This window comes from Streptomyces sp. NBC_01515, from assembly GCF_045040345.1.
Classification (GTDB): domain Bacteria; phylum Actinomycetota; class Actinomycetes; order Streptomycetales; family Streptomycetaceae; genus Streptomyces.
This window is the reverse complement of sequence record NZ_CP109416.1, coordinates 3,466,205-3,481,579: the sequence shown is the minus strand read 5'-3', so window position 1 is coordinate 3,481,579 and position 15,375 is coordinate 3,466,205. Positions and strand designations below refer to the sequence as shown.

Genomic DNA, 15,375 nt, shown 5'->3' with positions numbered 1-15,375 from the left:
GCCGTCCCGCGCGGAACCGCACGGCGACGGCGACGTAATTCGAGGCGAGAGGCCTTCGACGTGGCAGCACCGCAGAACTACCTCGCAGTCATCAAGGTCATCGGTGTCGGCGGCGGTGGTGTCAATGCCATCAACCGGATGATCGAGGTCGGTCTCAAGGGCGTCGAGTTCATCGCCATCAACACCGACGCGCAGGCGCTGTTGATGAGCGACGCCGACGTCAAACTCGACGTCGGCCGCGAACTCACCCGCGGACTCGGCGCCGGCGCCAACCCGGCCGTCGGCCGCAAGGCCGCCGAGGATCACCGCGAGGAGATCGAGGAGGTCCTCAAGGGGGCCGACATGGTCTTCGTGACGGCCGGAGAGGGTGGCGGCACCGGCACCGGCGGCGCGCCCGTCGTGGCCAACATCGCGCGCACCCTGGGCGCCCTCACCATCGGCGTGGTCACCCGCCCGTTCACCTTCGAGGGACGGCGCCGGGCGAACCAGGCGGAGGACGGCATCGCCGAACTCCGCGAAGAGGTCGACACCCTCATCGTCATCCCGAACGACCGGCTGCTGTCCATCTCGGACCGCCAGGTCTCGGTCCTCGACGCCTTCAAGTCGGCGGACCAGGTCCTGCTCTCCGGCGTGCAGGGCATCACCGATCTCATCACCACCCCCGGCCTGATCAACCTCGACTTCGCCGACGTCAAGTCCGTGATGTCCGAGGCCGGTTCGGCCCTCATGGGCATCGGCTCGGCCCGCGGCGACGACCGCGCGGTGGCGGCGGCCGAGATGGCGATCTCCTCGCCGCTCCTGGAAGCCTCCATCGACGGCGCCCGCGGCGTCCTGCTCTCCATCTCCGGTGGCTCCGACCTCGGCCTGTTCGAGATCAACGAAGCGGCCCAACTGGTCAGCGAGGCCGCCCACCCCGAGGCCAACATCATCTTCGGCGCGGTCATCGACGACGCCCTCGGCGACGAGGTCCGGGTCACGGTCATCGCGGCCGGCTTCGACGGCGGCCAGCCGCCGACCCGCCGCGAGACGGGCACGAGTTCATCCTCGGCCCGCCGCGACGAGCCGACCCCGGTACGGCAGGAGAGCCGTCCGTCCTTCGGCTCGCTCGGCAGCGTCAAGCCCAAGGAGGAGCCGGAGTCCGCCCCGGAGCCGGTCGCCGACCACCCGGTCGCCCCGCCGGTCCCGCCGTCGCGGACCTACTCGGACAGCGCCGCCGAGGAGCTGGACGTACCGGACTTCCTGAAGTGATAGGACAGTTCGACACCGTGAGCGGCGCGCACTTCGCCTTCACCGACAGGTGGGGCGGGGTGAGCGCCGTTCCGTACGAGGAGCTCAACCTCGGCGGCGCGGTCGGCGACGACCCCGAAGCGGTCCGTACCAATCGCGAACTGGCCGCCAAGTCACTGGGGTTGGACCCGGCGCTGGTGGTCTGGATGAACCAGGTGCACGGCGCGGACGTGGCGGTCGTCGAGGAGCCCTGGGGCGCCTCGGACATCCCCTCCGTCGACGCGGTCGTCACCGCCCGGCGCGGCCTCGCCCTCGCCGTGCTGACCGCCGACTGCACGCCGGTCCTGCTCGCCGACCCGGTCGCCGGGATCGCGGGCGCGGCCCACGCCGGACGCCCGGGCATGGTCGCCGGGGTCGTCCCCGCCGCCGTGGCGGCCATGGTCGAACTCGGCGCCGATCCCGCCCGGATCGTCGCCCGCACCGGGCCCGCCGTCTGCGGCCGGTGCTACGAAGTGCCCGCGGACATGCGCGCCGACGTCGCCGCCGTGGAACCGGCGGCGTACGCCGAGACGAGTTGGGGCACTCCCGCGGTCGACGTGACCGCCGGAGCGCACGCGCAGCTCGACCGGCTCGGGGTGCGCGACCGGGAGCAGTCGCCGGTGTGCACCCGTGAATCCGACGACCACTTCTCGTACCGCCGCGACCGTACGACGGGGCGCCTGGCGAGCTATGTCTGGCTGGACTGATCGGACATGACGGACCGTGGGCAAGAACTCGCCGTGAATCTGGCGAAAGTCGAGGAGCGCATCGCCGCCGCCTGTACGGCGGCCGGGCGCAAGCGTGAAGAAGTGACCCTGATCGTGGTCACCAAGACCTATCCGGCAAGTGACGTGCGGATGTTGGCGGAACTCGGTGTGCGTCATGTCGCCGAGAACCGGGACCAGGACGCCGCCCCGAAGGCCGCCGCATGCGCGGATCTGCCGCTGAGTTGGCACTTCGTCGGTCAGTTGCAGACCAACAAGGTGCGATCCGTGGCCGGTTACGCCGACGTCGTGCAGTCGGCCGACCGGTCCCGGCTCGTCACCGCGCTGTCGAAGGAGGCCGAGCGGTCCGGGCGCCAACTGGGCTGTCTCATCCAGGTCGCACTCGACGCGGGAGTGAGCGGGCGGGGCGAGCGGGGCGGCGTCGGACCGGGCGGGATCGGGGAGTTGGCCGATCTCGTCGCCGGGGCTCCGGGGTTGCGGCTCGACGGGCTGATGACCGTCGCCCCGCTCACCGGTGAGTACGCGGGACGCCAACTGGAGGCGTTCGGGCGGTTGATGGATTTGTCGACTGACCTGCGCCGAGCCCATCCTGCTGCGAACATGGTGTCGGCAGGGATGAGTGCGGACCTCGAACAGGCCGTGGCAGCCGGAGCGACACATGTGCGCGTCGGCACTGCGGTACTCGGCGTGCGCCCCAGGCTCGGGTAACGTCGCCAGGAAGTCGGACCACAGCAGAAAATATGGTCATTACCGCCGAAGGTGGGCGTAACGACCTCGTGGATCGCGGGCACTTGGCAGTTCGTCAGCCGATCCACCACAGAGCGGAGGACTCAGAGCATGGCCGGCGCGATGCGCAAGATGGCGGTCTACCTCGGCCTCGTGGAGGACGATGGGTACGACGGCCGGGGTTTCGACCCCGATGACGACTTCGAACCCGAACTGGACCCGGAGCCCGAGCGGGACCGTCGACGGCACGAGCCGTCGCACCAGTCGCACACCCCTCATCAGTCTCAAAGGGACGAACCGGTACGAGTGGTGCAGCCTCCGGCCCCTCGCGAACCGGTGTCCCATTCCGCTTCACTGGGTGCGGAATCAGGGCGTCCGGCGCGTATCGCGCCCGTGGCATCCATCACACAAGAACGCCAGTCCCTGGAGAAGAACGCACCGGTGATCATGCCCAAGGTCGTGTCGGAACGAGAGCCTTACCGGATCACCACACTTCACCCCCGGACCTACAACGAGGCCCGTACCATCGGGGAACACTTCCGTGAGGGCACCCCGGTGATCATGAATCTGACTGAGATGGATGACACAGACGCCAAGCGACTTGTCGACTTTGCGGCCGGTTTGGTGTTTGGTCTTCACGGCAGCATCGAGCGGGTGACGCAGAAGGTGTTCCTGTTGTCGCCTGCTAACGTCGATGTCACGGCGGAGGACAAGGCCCGCATCGCAGAGGGCGGGTTCTTCAATCAGAGCTGAGACAGACAGCCGCTAGAAAGCACGGAACAGGGGAGAGGGAAAGACAGACCATGAGCGTGTTCGCGCAGGTGATCTACATCGCGCTGATGGTGTTCCTCATCGTGCTCATCTTCCGGTTGGTCATGGACTACGTCTTCCAGTTCGCCCGCTCATGGCAACCCGGCAAGGCGATGGTGGTCGTTCTGGAGGCCGCCTACACTGTCACCGATCCACCGTTGAAGCTTCTGCGGCGGTTCATCCCGCCGTTGCGTCTCGGAGGCGTGGCGCTCGACCTGTCCTTCTTCGTCCTGATGATCATCGTCTACATCTTGATCTCTATCGTGGGCAATCTCGCGAGGTGACAGTGGACGATACGGTCTTGCCGACTGCCGATGACTACGTTGAGGTGAAGAGATGCCGTTGACCCCCGAGGACGTGCGGAACAAGCAGTTCACGACCGTCCGCCTCCGAGAAGGCTATGACGAGGACGAGGTCGATGCCTTCCTCGACGAGGTCGAAGCCGAACTGACGCGCCTGCTCCGCGAGAACGAGGACCTGCGCGCCAAGTTGGCCGCGGCCACGCGCGCCGCGGCCCAGAACCAACAGAACATGCGCAAGCCCCCCGAACAGGACCAGCAGCAGGGCGGCATGCAGCAAGGTGGCATGCAACAAGGCGGCATGCAGCAAGGCGGCATGCAGCAGCAGGGGATGCCCCAGCAGGGCATGCCCCCGCAAGGCATGCGCGGTCCGGGCGGCCCGGTGCCCGCCGGCATATCGGGCCCGCCGCAGCAGCAGATGGGCGGCCCCATGGGAGGCCCGCCCCAGCTGCCGAGCGGTGCCCCGCAGTTGCCCGCAGGCCCCGGTGGCCAGGGTCAGGGTGGCCCGCAGGGTCAGGGTCCGATGGGACAGGGCCCCATGGGCGGTCCGATGGGCCAGGGCCCGATGCAGGGTCAGATGCAGCAGATGGGCCAGGGCCCGATGCAGGGTCAGATGGGCGGCCAGCCCCCCATGCAGCAGCAGATGGGCGGCCCCATGGGCGGTCCCATGGGTGGCGGCATGCCGCAGCAGGGCCCCGGTGGCGACAGCGCCGCCCGTGTCCTCTCGCTGGCCCAGCAGACCGCCGACCAGGCGATCGCCGAGGCCCGTTCCGAGGCCAACAAGATCGTCGGCGAGGCCCGTTCGCGCGCCGAGGGTCTTGAGCGTGACGCCCGTGCCAAGGCCGACGCCCTGGAGCGGGACGCGCAGGAGAAGCACCGCGTCGCGATGGGCTCCCTGGAGTCCGCCCGCGCCACGCTGGAGCGCAAGGTCGAGGACCTGCGCGGCTTCGAGCGCGAGTACCGCACGCGTCTGAAGTCCTACCTGGAGTCCCAGCTGCGTCAGTTGGAGACCCAGGCCGACGACTCGCTGGCCCCGCCGCGCACTCCGGCGACCGCGTCGCTTCCGCCGTCCCCGGCGCCTTCCATGGCCCCGGCAGGCGCCAGCGCCCCGTCGTACGGCGGCAACCAGGGCATGGGCGGCCCGCCGCCCCCCGGTCCGTCCTACGGCGGCCAGCAGCAGATGTCCCCGGCCATGACCCAGCCGATGGCGCCGGTCCGGCCGCAGGGCCCGTCGCCGATGGGCCAGGCTCCCTCGCCGATGCGCGGGTTCCTGATCGACGAGGACGACAACTGACCGGCCTTTAGTACGCCTTCGGCGTCGGCAGCGTTCAGGGCGGGGCCCCGGATTTCGATCCGGGGCCCCGCCCTTTTTACGCGGGTTGAGCGCTGGATCACGTGAGTTGACCGTCTGGACACGTGAGTTGGCCGGTGGATCAGGTGAGTTGACCGTTGGGCGTGAGAAAGGGCCCGGCCTCCACGAAGGAGGCCGGGCCCTTTCCCGTGCCGGTGGTGCCTACGCCTTGTGCAGGCGGAAGACCAGGGACAGGCCCTCGTCGGTGAACGGGGTGCCGTAGGTGTCGTCGGCCTCGCCCTGGGCGAAGTCCGTGGCGAGGACCTCGTCGGCGATCAGGGCCGCGTGCTCGGACAGGGCGGCGATGACGGCCGGGTCGGTCGAGGTCCAGCGCAGGGCGATCCGGTCGGCGACGTCCAGGCCGCTGTTCTTGCGGGACTCCTGGATCAGGCGGATCGCGTCACGGGCCAGGCCTGCCTGACGGAGTTCCTCGGTGATCTCCAGGTCGAGGGCGACCGTCGCACCCGAGTCGGAGGCCACGGACCAGCCCTCGCGCGGGGTCTCTGTGATGATCACCTCATCCGGGGCCAGCGTGATGGTCTCGCCGCCCACCTCGACGGACGCCGTGCCCTCGCGCAGCGCCAGGGACAGTGCGGCAGCGTCCGCGTTCGCCACGGCCTTGGCGACGTCCTGGACGCGCTTGCCGAAGCGCTTGCCCAGGGCGCGGAAGTTGGCCTTGGCCGTGGTGTCGACCAGCGAGCCGCCGACCTCGCTCAGCGAGGCGAGTCCCTCGACGTTCAGCTCCTCGGTGATCTGGGCGTGCAGCTCGCGGTCCAGGGCGGCGAAGCCCGTGGCCGCGATCAGCGCGCGGGACAGCGGCTGGCGCGTCTTGACGCCCGACTCCGCGCGCGTGGCCCGGCCCAGCTCCACCAGGCGGCGTACGAGGACCATCTGCTTGGACAGCTCGGGGTCGATGACGGAGAGGTCCGCCTCCGGCCACGTGGACAGGTGGACGGACTCGGGTGCGCCGGGGGTCACCGGGACGATGAGGTCCTGCCAGACCCGCTCGGTGATGAACGGGGTCAGCGGGGCCATCAGCTGGGTGACCGTCTGGACGACCTCGTGCAGGGTGCGCAGCGCGGCCTTGTCGCCCTGCCAGAAGCGGCGGCGGGAGCGGCGGACGTACCAGTTGGACAGGTCGTCGACGAACGCCGAGAGGAGTTTGCCGGCGCGCTGGGTGTCGTAGGACTCCAGAGCCTGTGTCACCTGGTCGGTGAGGGCGTGGAGTTCGGACAGGAGCCAGCGGTCCAGGACCGGGCGGTCGGCCGGGGCCGGGTCCGCCGCGCTGGGCGCCCAGTCGGACGTGCGCGCGTACAGGGCCTGGAAGGCGACCGTGTTCCAGTACGTCAGGAGGGTCTTGCGGACGACCTCCTGGATGGTGCCGTGGCCCACGCGGCGTGCCGCCCACGGGGAGCCGCCGGCGGCCATGAACCAGCGCACCGCGTCGGCGCCGTGACGGTCCATCAGCGGGATCGGGTCCAGGGTGTTGCCCAGGTGCTTGGACATCTTGCGGCCGTCCTCGGCGAGGATGTGGCCGAGGCAGACGACGTTCTCGTACGACGACTTGTCGAAGACCAGGGTGCCGATCGCCATCAGCGTGTAGAACCAGCCGCGGGTCTGGTCGATGGCCTCGCTGATGAACTGCGCCGGGTAGTGGGACTCGAAGAGTTCCTTGTTCTTGTGCGGGTAGCCCCACTGCGCGAACGGCATCGAACCCGAGTCGTACCAGGCGTCGATGACCTCGGGCACGCGCGTGGCGCTCCCGCCGCACTGGGGGCAGGCGAAGGTGACCGCGTCGATGAACGGGCGGTGCGGGTCCAGGCCCGACTGGTCGGTGCCCGTCAGCTCGGTCAGCTCCGCGCGGGAGCCCACCACCGTGAGGTGGTTGTCCTCGCAGCGCCAGATCGGGAGCGGGGTGCCCCAGTAGCGGCTGCGGGACAGCGCCCAGTCGATGTTGTTGTTCAGCCAGTCGCCGTAGCGGCCGTGCTTGACCGTGTCCGGGAACCAGTTGGTGTTCTCGTTCTCCTGGAGGAGGCGGTCCTTGACGGCGGTGGTGCGGATGTACCAGGAGGGCTGCGCGTAGTAGAGCAGCGCGGTGTGGCAGCGCCAGCAGTGCGGGTAACTGTGCTCGTACGGCACGTGCTTGAAGAGCAGGCCGCGGTCCTTGAGGTCCTCGGTGAGCTTTTCGTCGGCCTTCTTGAAGAAGACACCGCCTACGAGCGGGACGTCCTCGGCGAAGGTGCCGTTCGGGCGGACCGGGTTCACGACCGGCAGGCCGTACGCGCGGCAGACCTTGAGGTCCTCCTCACCGAAGGCGGGGGACTGGTGGACCAGGCCCGTACCGTCCTCGACGGTCACGTACTCCGCGTTCACCACGTAGTGGGCGGGCTCGGGGAACTCCACGAGCTCGAACGGACGTTGATACGTCCAGCGCTCCATCTCGGCGCCGGTGAAGGACTCGCCGGTGGTCTCCCAGCCCTCGCCGAGGGCCTTGGCGAGCAGCGGCTCGGCGACGACGAGCTGCTCCTCGCCGTTCGTCGCGACGACGTAGGTGACCTCGGGGTGGGCGGCGACGGCCGTGTTGGACACCAGCGTCCAGGGGGTCGTCGTCCACACCAGGAGTGCGGCACGGCCGGCCAGCGGACCGGAGGTGAGCGGGAAACGGACGTACACGGAGGGGTCGACGACCGTCTCGTAGCCCTGCGCCAGCTCGTGGTCCGAGAGGCCCGTCTGGTCGCGCGGGCACCAGGGGGCGACGCGGTAGTCCTGGACCAGCAGGCCCTTGTCGAAGATCTCCTTGAGGGACCACCAGACCGACTCGATGTACTCGGGGTCCATCGTGCGGTACGGGTTTTCGAGGTCCGTCCAGTACCCCATGCGGGTCGTGAGCGCCTCGAAGGCGTCGGTGTGCCGGGTCACGGACTCGCGGCACTTGGCGTTGAACTCGGCGATGCCGTACGCCTCGATGTCCTGCTTGTCGGTGAAGCCCAGCTCCTTCTCGACCGCCAGCTCCACCGGGAGGCCGTGGCAGTCCCAGCCGGCCTTGCGGGCCACGTGGTAGCCGCGCATGGTGCGGAAGCGGGGGAAGACGTCCTTGAAGACGCGCGCCTCGATGTGGTGGGCGCCCGGCATGCCGTTGGCCGTGGGCGGGCCCTCGTAGAACACCCACTCGGGGCGCCCCTCGGACTGGTCCAGGGTCTTGGCGAAGATCTTCTGCTCGCGCCAGAAGTCGAGCACGGCGTGCTCCAGCGCGGGCAGGTCGACCTGGGCGGGCACCTGGCGGTACGTCGGCGTTGTCATCAGCGAGCTTCCTCCGGCGGACTTCTTGCCTTCCGTCCGGAGGGACGAGAGCTACGACTTTCCGTACGCCGTGTGCGGCGCGCTCCCGCGGTACCACCCTCCTTGGCTCCCCGGTGCACCTTGCACACCAGTGAGCCCCCTCATTGGGGTCGCGATACCGGGTCTACCGGCCGCGGCTGGTGGGCTGCGGCTTTCTTCCGGCGGCTCCGGGGTGATCTTCACGTCGCGCTCGCCCCCGGGCTTCCACCGTCCCCGGGTCGCTCTGGGCTGCGTACGCCGCTACTCGTCCCCATCCACGCTTCTCGCTCCGGCCAGTGTACGGCGCCGCACGGACAGCGGCCGACCGGTTTTGCGGGGGCCGCAGCGGGAGGCTTGCGAACACGTTTCATGACTCGAATGGCGCTGAACACGCGTTCGATGTTCGGCGTGTCGGACTCGGCGGATTACCCGGCGGGGAGCTGGGCACAACGCATGAAGGCTTGCCGCGCGGGGCCAGGGGGGTGGACGAATCGGGCGGCGTGCCCCGTTGCCGCGGGACTCAAGTCGATTTATCGTCCCAGCACGATTCGCGTGCGTGATCACAAAATGTGAAGGGGCCGCGGCCATGGTGGCGAAGAAGACCGCAACGAAGAAGACCGCGGCGAAGAAGGCGGTCGCTACGAAGGCGCCTTCTTCGAAGAAGGCGACCGGGGAAGGGACGGGGGAGGGGACCGAGAGACCGGGGGCCGTCAAGAAGGCGGTGGCCAAGGAGACAGTGGCCGAGGAGACGGTGGCCAAGAAGAGCGCCGCGAAATCCACGGCGGCGAAGAAGGCGGCGGTTACGAAGGCCACGGCTACGAGGACGGCCGCTACGAGGACGACCGCTACGAAGACGGTCACCAGGAAGACGACCGCTACGAAGGCGACGGCCGTCCCGAAGGCTACGGACACGAAGAAGACGGCCGTGAAGAAAGCGGCCGTGAAGAAGACCGCCCCTGAGAGCACATCGGCGAAGAGCAGCCCTACGAAGAGCATCGGCGGCGCGAAAAGCGGTTCCACGGAGAGCACCACGGGCACGAATCGCACGACCACGACCGGTACGAAGAGCGCGACCGGCACGAAGAAGAGCGCGGCCAAGAAGGCAAAGGCGGGCGCGGCGCAGGCCGCGGAGCAGACGGGAGCCACGACGGTGGTTGCGAAGAAGACTCCTGGCACGGCCACGGCGGCGAAGAGGGCCGTTCCGAAGGCGCGGGTCGCGGCGGTGCCCGGCGAGCTCGCGGTGCGCCCCGGCGAGGCCCCCTGGACGCCCGAGGAGGTCGAGGAGGCCCGTACCGAGCTGCAGTCCGAGGCCGCGCGGCTCAGCGAGGAGATCACGTCCACCGAGCAGGCCCTCGCCGGTCTGATGCGGGACTCCGGGGACGGCGCGGGCGACGACGACGCCGACACCGGCACGAAGAACATCACGCGCGAGAGCGAGATGGCGCTCGCCGCCAACGCGCGCGAGATGCTGATCCAGACCGAGCGCGCCCTGGGGAAGCTGGACGCGGGCACCTACGGCCTGTGCGAGAACTGCGGCAACCCGATCGGCAAGGCCCGCATGCAGGCCTTCCCCCGGGCCACCCTCTGCGTCGAGTGCAAGCAGAAGCAGGAACGCCGGTACTGAAGCCCCCGACAGGTGTGCCGTACCCTCATCCTGAGTTAGGCACCTAGGTCGAGGGACTCACGTGGCAGAGGCGGAGCGCATCATCGGTACGCCGGATACCCCAGAGGCGGCGGGGGCAGAGCCGGAGCAGGGTGACAGCGCGTCGCCCCCCAGGGGCAGGCGCCGGATCGCCGTCCTGTTCGTGGTGGCCGCCTTCGCGTACGCCCTCGACCTGGTCAGCAAACTGCTCGTGGTCGCCAAGCTGGAGCACCACGCGCCGATCGAGGTCTTCGGGGACTGGCTGGAGTTCCACGCGATCCGCAACCCGGGCGCCGCCTTCGGGTTCGGCGCGGCCTTCACGGTCATCTTCACGATGATCGCGGCCGCCGTGATCGTGGTGATCGCCCGGCTGGCCCGCAAGCTCTACAGCCTGCCGTGGGCCATCGCGCTAGGGCTGCTGCTCGGCGGTGCGCTCGGCAACCTCACCGACCGGATCTTCCGCTCGCCCGGCATCTTCCAGGGCGAGGTCGTCGACTTCATCGCACCCAAGGGCTTCGCCGTGTTCAACCTCGCCGACTCGGCGATCGTGTGCGGCGGCATCCTGATTGTGCTGCTCTCCTTCCGCGGTCTCGACCCGGACGGCACCGTCCACAAGGACTGAGCGCGGATCCGCGAGGGCCGACGGCGGGTCCGCGAGGCCTGAGCGCTCCGGCTCGGGTAAGGCGGTGTCGGACCCGTCCGGCATACTCGACCGGGTGAGCACAGTTCCCGAGATCCGAAACCTGCCCGTGCCCGACGGCCTGGAGGGCGAGCGTGTCGACGCCGCCATCTCCCGCATGTTCGGCTTCTCCCGCACGAAGGCCGCCGAGCTGGCCGCGTCGGGGAAGGTCACGGTCGACGGCTCGGTGGTCGGGAAGTCCGAGCGGGTGCACGGCGGGGCCTGGCTGGAGGTCGAGATGCCGCAGGCGGCCGCGCCCGTGCAGATCGTCGCCGAGCCCGTCGAGGGCATGGAGATCGTCTACGACGACGATGACGTGATCGTGATCGTCAAGCCGGTCGGCGTCGCCGCCCACCCCAGCCCCGGCTGGACCGGGACGACGGTCATCGGCGGGCTGGCCGCCGCCGGGTACCGCATCTCGACGTCCGGTGCCGCCGAGCGCCAGGGCATCGTCCACCGCCTCGACGTCGGCACGTCCGGCCTGATGGTCGTCGCCAAGTCGGAGCGGGCGTACACCTCCCTGAAGCGCCAGTTCAAGGAGCGCACGGTCGACAAGCGCTACCACGCGCTGGTCCAGGGCCACCCCGACCCGACCAGCGGCACCATCGACGCCCCCATCGGCCGCCACCCGAACCACGACTACAAGTGGGCGGTCACCGCCGAGGGCAAGCCGTCCGTCACGCACTACGACCTCATCGAGGCGTTCCGCGCGGCCTCCCTGCTCGACGTGAAGCTGGAGACCGGCCGCACCCACCAGATCCGCGTGCACATGGCCGCCCACCGCCACCCGTGCGTCGGCGACCTGACCTACGGCGCCGACCCGACGCTCTCCAAGCGGCTGCGCCTGACCCGGCAGTGGCTGCACGCCGTCCGGCTCGGCTTCGAGCACCCCGCCGACGGCCAGTGGGTCGAGTTCGAGAGCGGCTACCCGGACGACCTCCAGCAGGCCCTGGACCTGGTGCGCGAGGAGACGTACGCATGAGTCCGACGCCCTGTGCGGTGCGCGTCGCCGAGGACCCGGCCGACCGTGAGGCCTGCTTCGCGGTGCGCAAGGACGTCTTCGTCGTCGAGCAGGGCGTGCCCCAGGAGATCGAGTACGACGACTACGACGCCGTAGCGACGCATGTGCTGGCCGTGCGTGAGGACGGGGTGCCGCTCGGGACCGGGCGGTTGTTGTACGGCGAGGTGGCCGCGGCGAAGACCGGCGGGGATCCGGCCGTGGGGTCCCTGGGGCGGCTGGCCGTCACCAAGGAGGCTCGGGGGCTCGGGGTCGGGGTCGCGCTGGTGCGGGCCATCGAGGACGCGGCACGCGCGCGTGGGCTGGCCGCCGTGGATCTGCACGCGCAGACCCATGCGCTGGGGTTCTACGAACGGCTCGGCTACGAGGCGTACGGTCCGGAGTTCCCGGACGCGGGCATTCCGCACCGGGCGATGCGGCGCGCCCTGTGACCGGCTCCACAACCTGAGGGCGTCGAAAGAGCTGGTCGGGCGGGCGGCGTGGCAGGCTGGGGCGTCCGCTGTGTGAACGTCGAGATCCCGCCGGAGCCCTGACCGTGGATCAATTGGCCCTGCTTTTCGTCCTGTTGCTCGGGGCCGTGGTGAGCGTCCCGCTGGGGGACCGGTTCGGTCTGCCGGCGCCGGTGCTCATGACCCTCCTCGGGATAGTCCTCGCGGTGGCCGACTTCGTGCCGAACGTGAACGTCCCGCCCGACCTGATCCTGCCCCTGCTGCTGCCACCGCTGCTGTACGCGGCCGTACGGCGCACCTCCTGGCGGCAGTTCACGGCCAACATCCGGCCCATCTTCCTGCTGGCCGTGGCGCTGGTCTTCGTCACCACCCTCGCCGTGGCCGCCGTCGCGAGCGCGATCGTGCCGGGGCTGCCGATCGCGGCCGCCGTGGCGCTCGGTGCGCTGGTGGCGCCGCCCGACCCGGTCGCCGCGACCGCCGTCGCGGGACAGCTCGGGCTGCCGCGCCGGCTGGTGTCGATCCTGGAGGGCGAGGGTCTCTTCAACGACGTGACGGCCATCGTGCTCTACCACGTCGCGATCGCCGCGGCCGTCAGCGGGAGCTTCGAGTTCTGGCGCGCCGGGCTCGACTTCGTGCTGTCCGCCGTCGTCGCCGTAGCGGTCGGAGTGACCCTGGGATGGGCCACGAACAAGCTGATGTCGGCGCTCGACGACGCCACCCTGCAGATCGGGCTGACCCTCCTGGTGCCGTACGCCTCGTACGTCCTGGCCGACGAACTGCACGGTTCCGGGGTGCTCGCCGTGCTCACCACCGCGCTGTTCCTGGCGGAGTACTCCCTGGGTGCCGATGACGTGTTGACCCGGCTCGCCGGGGCGACCGTGTGGGATGTCGTGGACACGTTGGTCACCGGGGTCGCGTTCGGGCTCATCGGGCTCGAACTGCACAACGCGATCCGTACGGCGTCCGGGCGGTGGGGCGAGATGCTCGGCTGGGCCGCGGCGATCGTCGGGGTCGTGGTCGTCGTACGACTGGCGTGGTTGCTGCCGGCGACCTGGCTGACGAAACGGCTGCACGCCAAGCGGGACTACGACGAGGAGATCCCGACGTCCTGGCGGGAGACCGTGATCATGTGGTGGGCCGGGATGCGCGGGGTGGCGTCCGTGGCCCTGGCGCTGGCGATTCCGCTGACCATGGACGACGGGTCGGCGTTCCCGGACCGGGACGAGATCGTGTTCATCGCGTTCGGGGTGATCATGGCGACGCTGGTGCTTCAGGGGCTCACCTTGCCGTGGCTGGTGAAGCGGCTCGGGGTGCGGGCCGACACCGACAGCGAGAAGGCGTTCGAGAAGGAGCTGGCGGTGCGGGCGGCGAAGGCCGCGAAGCGGCGGCTGCGGGAGATCGAGGATGTCGAGGAACTGCCGGAGGAGGTGTCCGAGCAGTTGTTGCGGCGGGCGTTCGACATCGGGGTGCGGATCTCTCCCGAGGTGGGGGACGGGGAGCGGCGGGAGGCGTACGAGAAGCGGGTCAAGCGGGTGAAGCGGATGCGGCGGATCCAGGGGGAGATGATGAGCGCGGCTCGGCATGAGGTGCTGGCGGCGCGGAGTGAGCCGGGGGCGGATCCGGAGATCGTGGACCGGGTGCTTCGGCATTTGGATGTGCGTAGCTTGAGGTGAGCGTTGCCCGCCCGCGCACACTGCCCGTTCGCCGTGGGCTGGAGGGTGGGCGTTTGGGGTGGGGGGCGAGCGTCGTTGGCGGCTGCGGGTTGAAGTGTTTGCCCGCCCGCGCACTGCCCGTTCGCCGTGGGCTGGAGGGTGGGCGTTTGGGGTGGGGGCGAGCGTCGTTGGCGGCTGCGGGTTGAAGTGTTTGCCCGCCCGCGCACTGCCCGTTCGCCGTGGGCTGGAGGGTGGGCGTTTGGGGTGGGGGCGAGCGTCGTTGGCGGCTGCGGGTTGAAGTGTTTGCCCGCCCGCGCACTGCCCGTTCGCCGTGGGCTGGAAGGTGGGCGTTTGCCGTGGGGGCGGGGCGTCGTCGGCGGCTGCGGGTTGAGCGTTGTCGGTGGGGCGCCGTTTGAATTGGTTCGTGTTTGCTCTCGCCCTGTTTGTAGGCTCGCGTCATGGCTCGCAACGTTGTAATCAGTGGTGGCGGTACGGGAATTGGGCTCGCGGCGGCGCACGCCTTCGCGGGTGACGGGGATCGGGTGTTGCTCCTCGGGCGTCGGCGCGAGGTGTTGGAGAAGGCCGGGGTGCCGGGGGCGTTGACGTACGCCGGGGACCTGAGTGAGCCCGAAGTGGTGCGCGGGGTCGGGCGGTTCGTCGCCGAGGAGTTCGGGACCGTGGATGTGCTGGTGCACGGCGCGGGCGGTACCGGGGCGTTGGAACCGGGGAGCGCGAGCGGTGATCCGCTGGACCGTGTCGCGCACGACTGGACCGTCAACTTCCGCATCAACACCCTGAGCGCCGCGCTGCTCACCGAGGCGCTGAAGCCACGGCTCGCGGAGCCGGGCGGGCGGGTGCTGTTCGTCAGTTCCATCGCCGCGTACCGGGGTTCGGGGAGCGGGGCGTACGGCGGGGCCAAGGCGGCGTTGCATCCGTACGCCTATGACCTGGCCCGGGATCTCGGCCCGCGCGGCATCACCGTGAACGTGGTCGCGCCCGGGTACATCGAGGACACCGAGTTCTTCGGGCCGCCGATCGATCCCGCCCGGCGTGAACGGCTCATCAACGACACGTCGACCGGTCGGGCCGGTACGCCAGGGGATGTCGCCGCGACCTTGCACTGGCTCGCGTCCCCGGCTGCTGGGCATGTGACTTCGCAGGTGATTCAGGTCAATGGCGGGGCTGAGCGGGGGCGTTGAGAGGAGCGGAGTTGCTCAGTCGTAGCCGGGTCTCAGTCGTTTCGCGGGTTGCTCAGACCAACGGCCTTGCCCAGCGTGGGTGTTGAGGCGTCGGGACTCGCCGGCCCTGGTTCCGTCTGTGTCGTTCATGGGTGAGGGAGGGGTTCTCGCCCGGCATGGTTGCTGTGCGGCCTTGGGGCGGCTGGTCTCGCCGACGGCTGGGTCCTGGGTTGCCTCCCTGGTTGGCCGGGTTAACGGCGTT

13 protein-coding genes are annotated in these 15,375 nt (G+C 69.8%); 12 read left to right on the top strand and 1 reads right to left on the bottom strand.

What is annotated here, in order from left to right; translation table 11 throughout:
* Window positions 1-60: 60 nt before the first annotated feature.
* The 6 genes from ftsZ to OG407_RS15390 all read left to right on the top strand — a co-directional run bounded on the left by ftsZ (window position 61) and on the right by OG407_RS15390 (window position 5,120).
* Window positions 61-1,248, top strand: coding sequence for a cell division protein FtsZ (gene ftsZ, locus OG407_RS15415; RefSeq protein ID WP_403595283.1), 1,188 nt, complete (start codon window positions 61-63; stop codon window positions 1,246-1,248).
* Entirely contained in the window at window positions 1,245-1,973 is a 729-nt protein-coding gene (gene pgeF, locus OG407_RS15410) for a peptidoglycan editing factor PgeF (RefSeq protein WP_405858494.1), read from the top strand. Before ftsZ ends, pgeF begins: the two co-directional genes overlap by 4 nt.
* 6 nt (window positions 1,974-1,979) lie before the next feature.
* A complete protein-coding gene (locus tag OG407_RS15405) occupies window positions 1,980-2,699 on the top strand; it encodes a YggS family pyridoxal phosphate-dependent enzyme (RefSeq protein WP_405858492.1) in 720 nt (239 codons plus the stop codon).
* 129 nt (window positions 2,700-2,828) lie between these two features.
* Window positions 2,829-3,470 carry a cell division protein SepF gene (locus OG407_RS15400; protein WP_033284465.1) on the top strand — a complete coding sequence of 214 codons (642 nt, stop codon included), beginning with the start codon at window positions 2,829-2,831 and terminating at the stop codon, window positions 3,468-3,470.
* 50 nt (window positions 3,471-3,520) lie between these two features.
* Window positions 3,521-3,811, top strand: a complete 291-nt coding sequence (locus OG407_RS15395; protein WP_019062316.1) for a YggT family protein — start codon at window positions 3,521-3,523, stop codon at window positions 3,809-3,811.
* Between the two features lie 52 nt (window positions 3,812-3,863).
* A complete protein-coding gene (locus OG407_RS15390; protein ID WP_405858490.1) occupies window positions 3,864-5,120 on the top strand; it encodes a DivIVA domain-containing protein in 1,257 nt (418 codons plus the stop codon).
* 219 nt (window positions 5,121-5,339) lie between these two features.
* Here the strand turns inward: OG407_RS15390 and ileS are convergent, their stop codons facing one another.
* The gene (gene ileS, locus OG407_RS15385; protein ID WP_405858488.1) at window positions 5,340-8,477 is read right to left on the bottom strand and encodes an isoleucine--tRNA ligase; all 3,138 of its coding nucleotides are present in this window, start codon (window positions 8,475-8,477) and stop codon (window positions 5,340-5,342) included.
* Window positions 8,478-9,081: 604 nt separating this feature from the next.
* On the opposite strand from ileS, the gene OG407_RS15380 reads away from it, so the two are divergent.
* The 6 genes from OG407_RS15380 (at window position 9,082) to OG407_RS15355 (ending at window position 15,134) form a co-directional block, all read left to right on the top strand.
* On the top strand, window positions 9,082-10,119 hold the full coding sequence (locus OG407_RS15380; protein ID WP_405858486.1) for a TraR/DksA family transcriptional regulator: 1,038 nt from the start codon (window positions 9,082-9,084) through the stop codon (window positions 10,117-10,119).
* A 61-nt stretch (window positions 10,120-10,180) separates the two neighbouring features.
* A complete protein-coding gene (gene lspA / locus OG407_RS15375) occupies window positions 10,181-10,759 on the top strand; it encodes a signal peptidase II (RefSeq protein ID WP_405858484.1) in 579 nt (192 codons plus the stop codon).
* 94 nt (window positions 10,760-10,853) lie between these two features.
* Window positions 10,854-11,798 carry an RluA family pseudouridine synthase gene (locus OG407_RS15370; protein WP_403595302.1) on the top strand — a complete coding sequence of 315 codons (945 nt, stop codon included), beginning with the start codon at window positions 10,854-10,856 and terminating at the stop codon, window positions 11,796-11,798.
* The gene (locus tag OG407_RS15365) at window positions 11,795-12,265 is read left to right on the top strand and encodes a GNAT family N-acetyltransferase (RefSeq protein WP_405858482.1); all 471 of its coding nucleotides are present in this window, start codon (window positions 11,795-11,797) and stop codon (window positions 12,263-12,265) included. The genes OG407_RS15370 and OG407_RS15365 overlap by 4 nt, the downstream gene beginning before the upstream one ends.
* A 104-nt stretch (window positions 12,266-12,369) precedes the next feature.
* Window positions 12,370-13,956 carry a Na+/H+ antiporter gene (locus OG407_RS15360; RefSeq protein ID WP_405858480.1) on the top strand — a complete coding sequence of 529 codons (1,587 nt, stop codon included), beginning with the start codon at window positions 12,370-12,372 and terminating at the stop codon, window positions 13,954-13,956.
* Window positions 13,957-14,393: 437 nt separating this feature from the next.
* On the top strand, window positions 14,394-15,134 hold the full coding sequence (locus OG407_RS15355; RefSeq protein WP_405858478.1) for an SDR family NAD(P)-dependent oxidoreductase: 741 nt from the start codon (window positions 14,394-14,396) through the stop codon (window positions 15,132-15,134).
* Window positions 15,135-15,375: the final 241 nt, after the last annotated feature.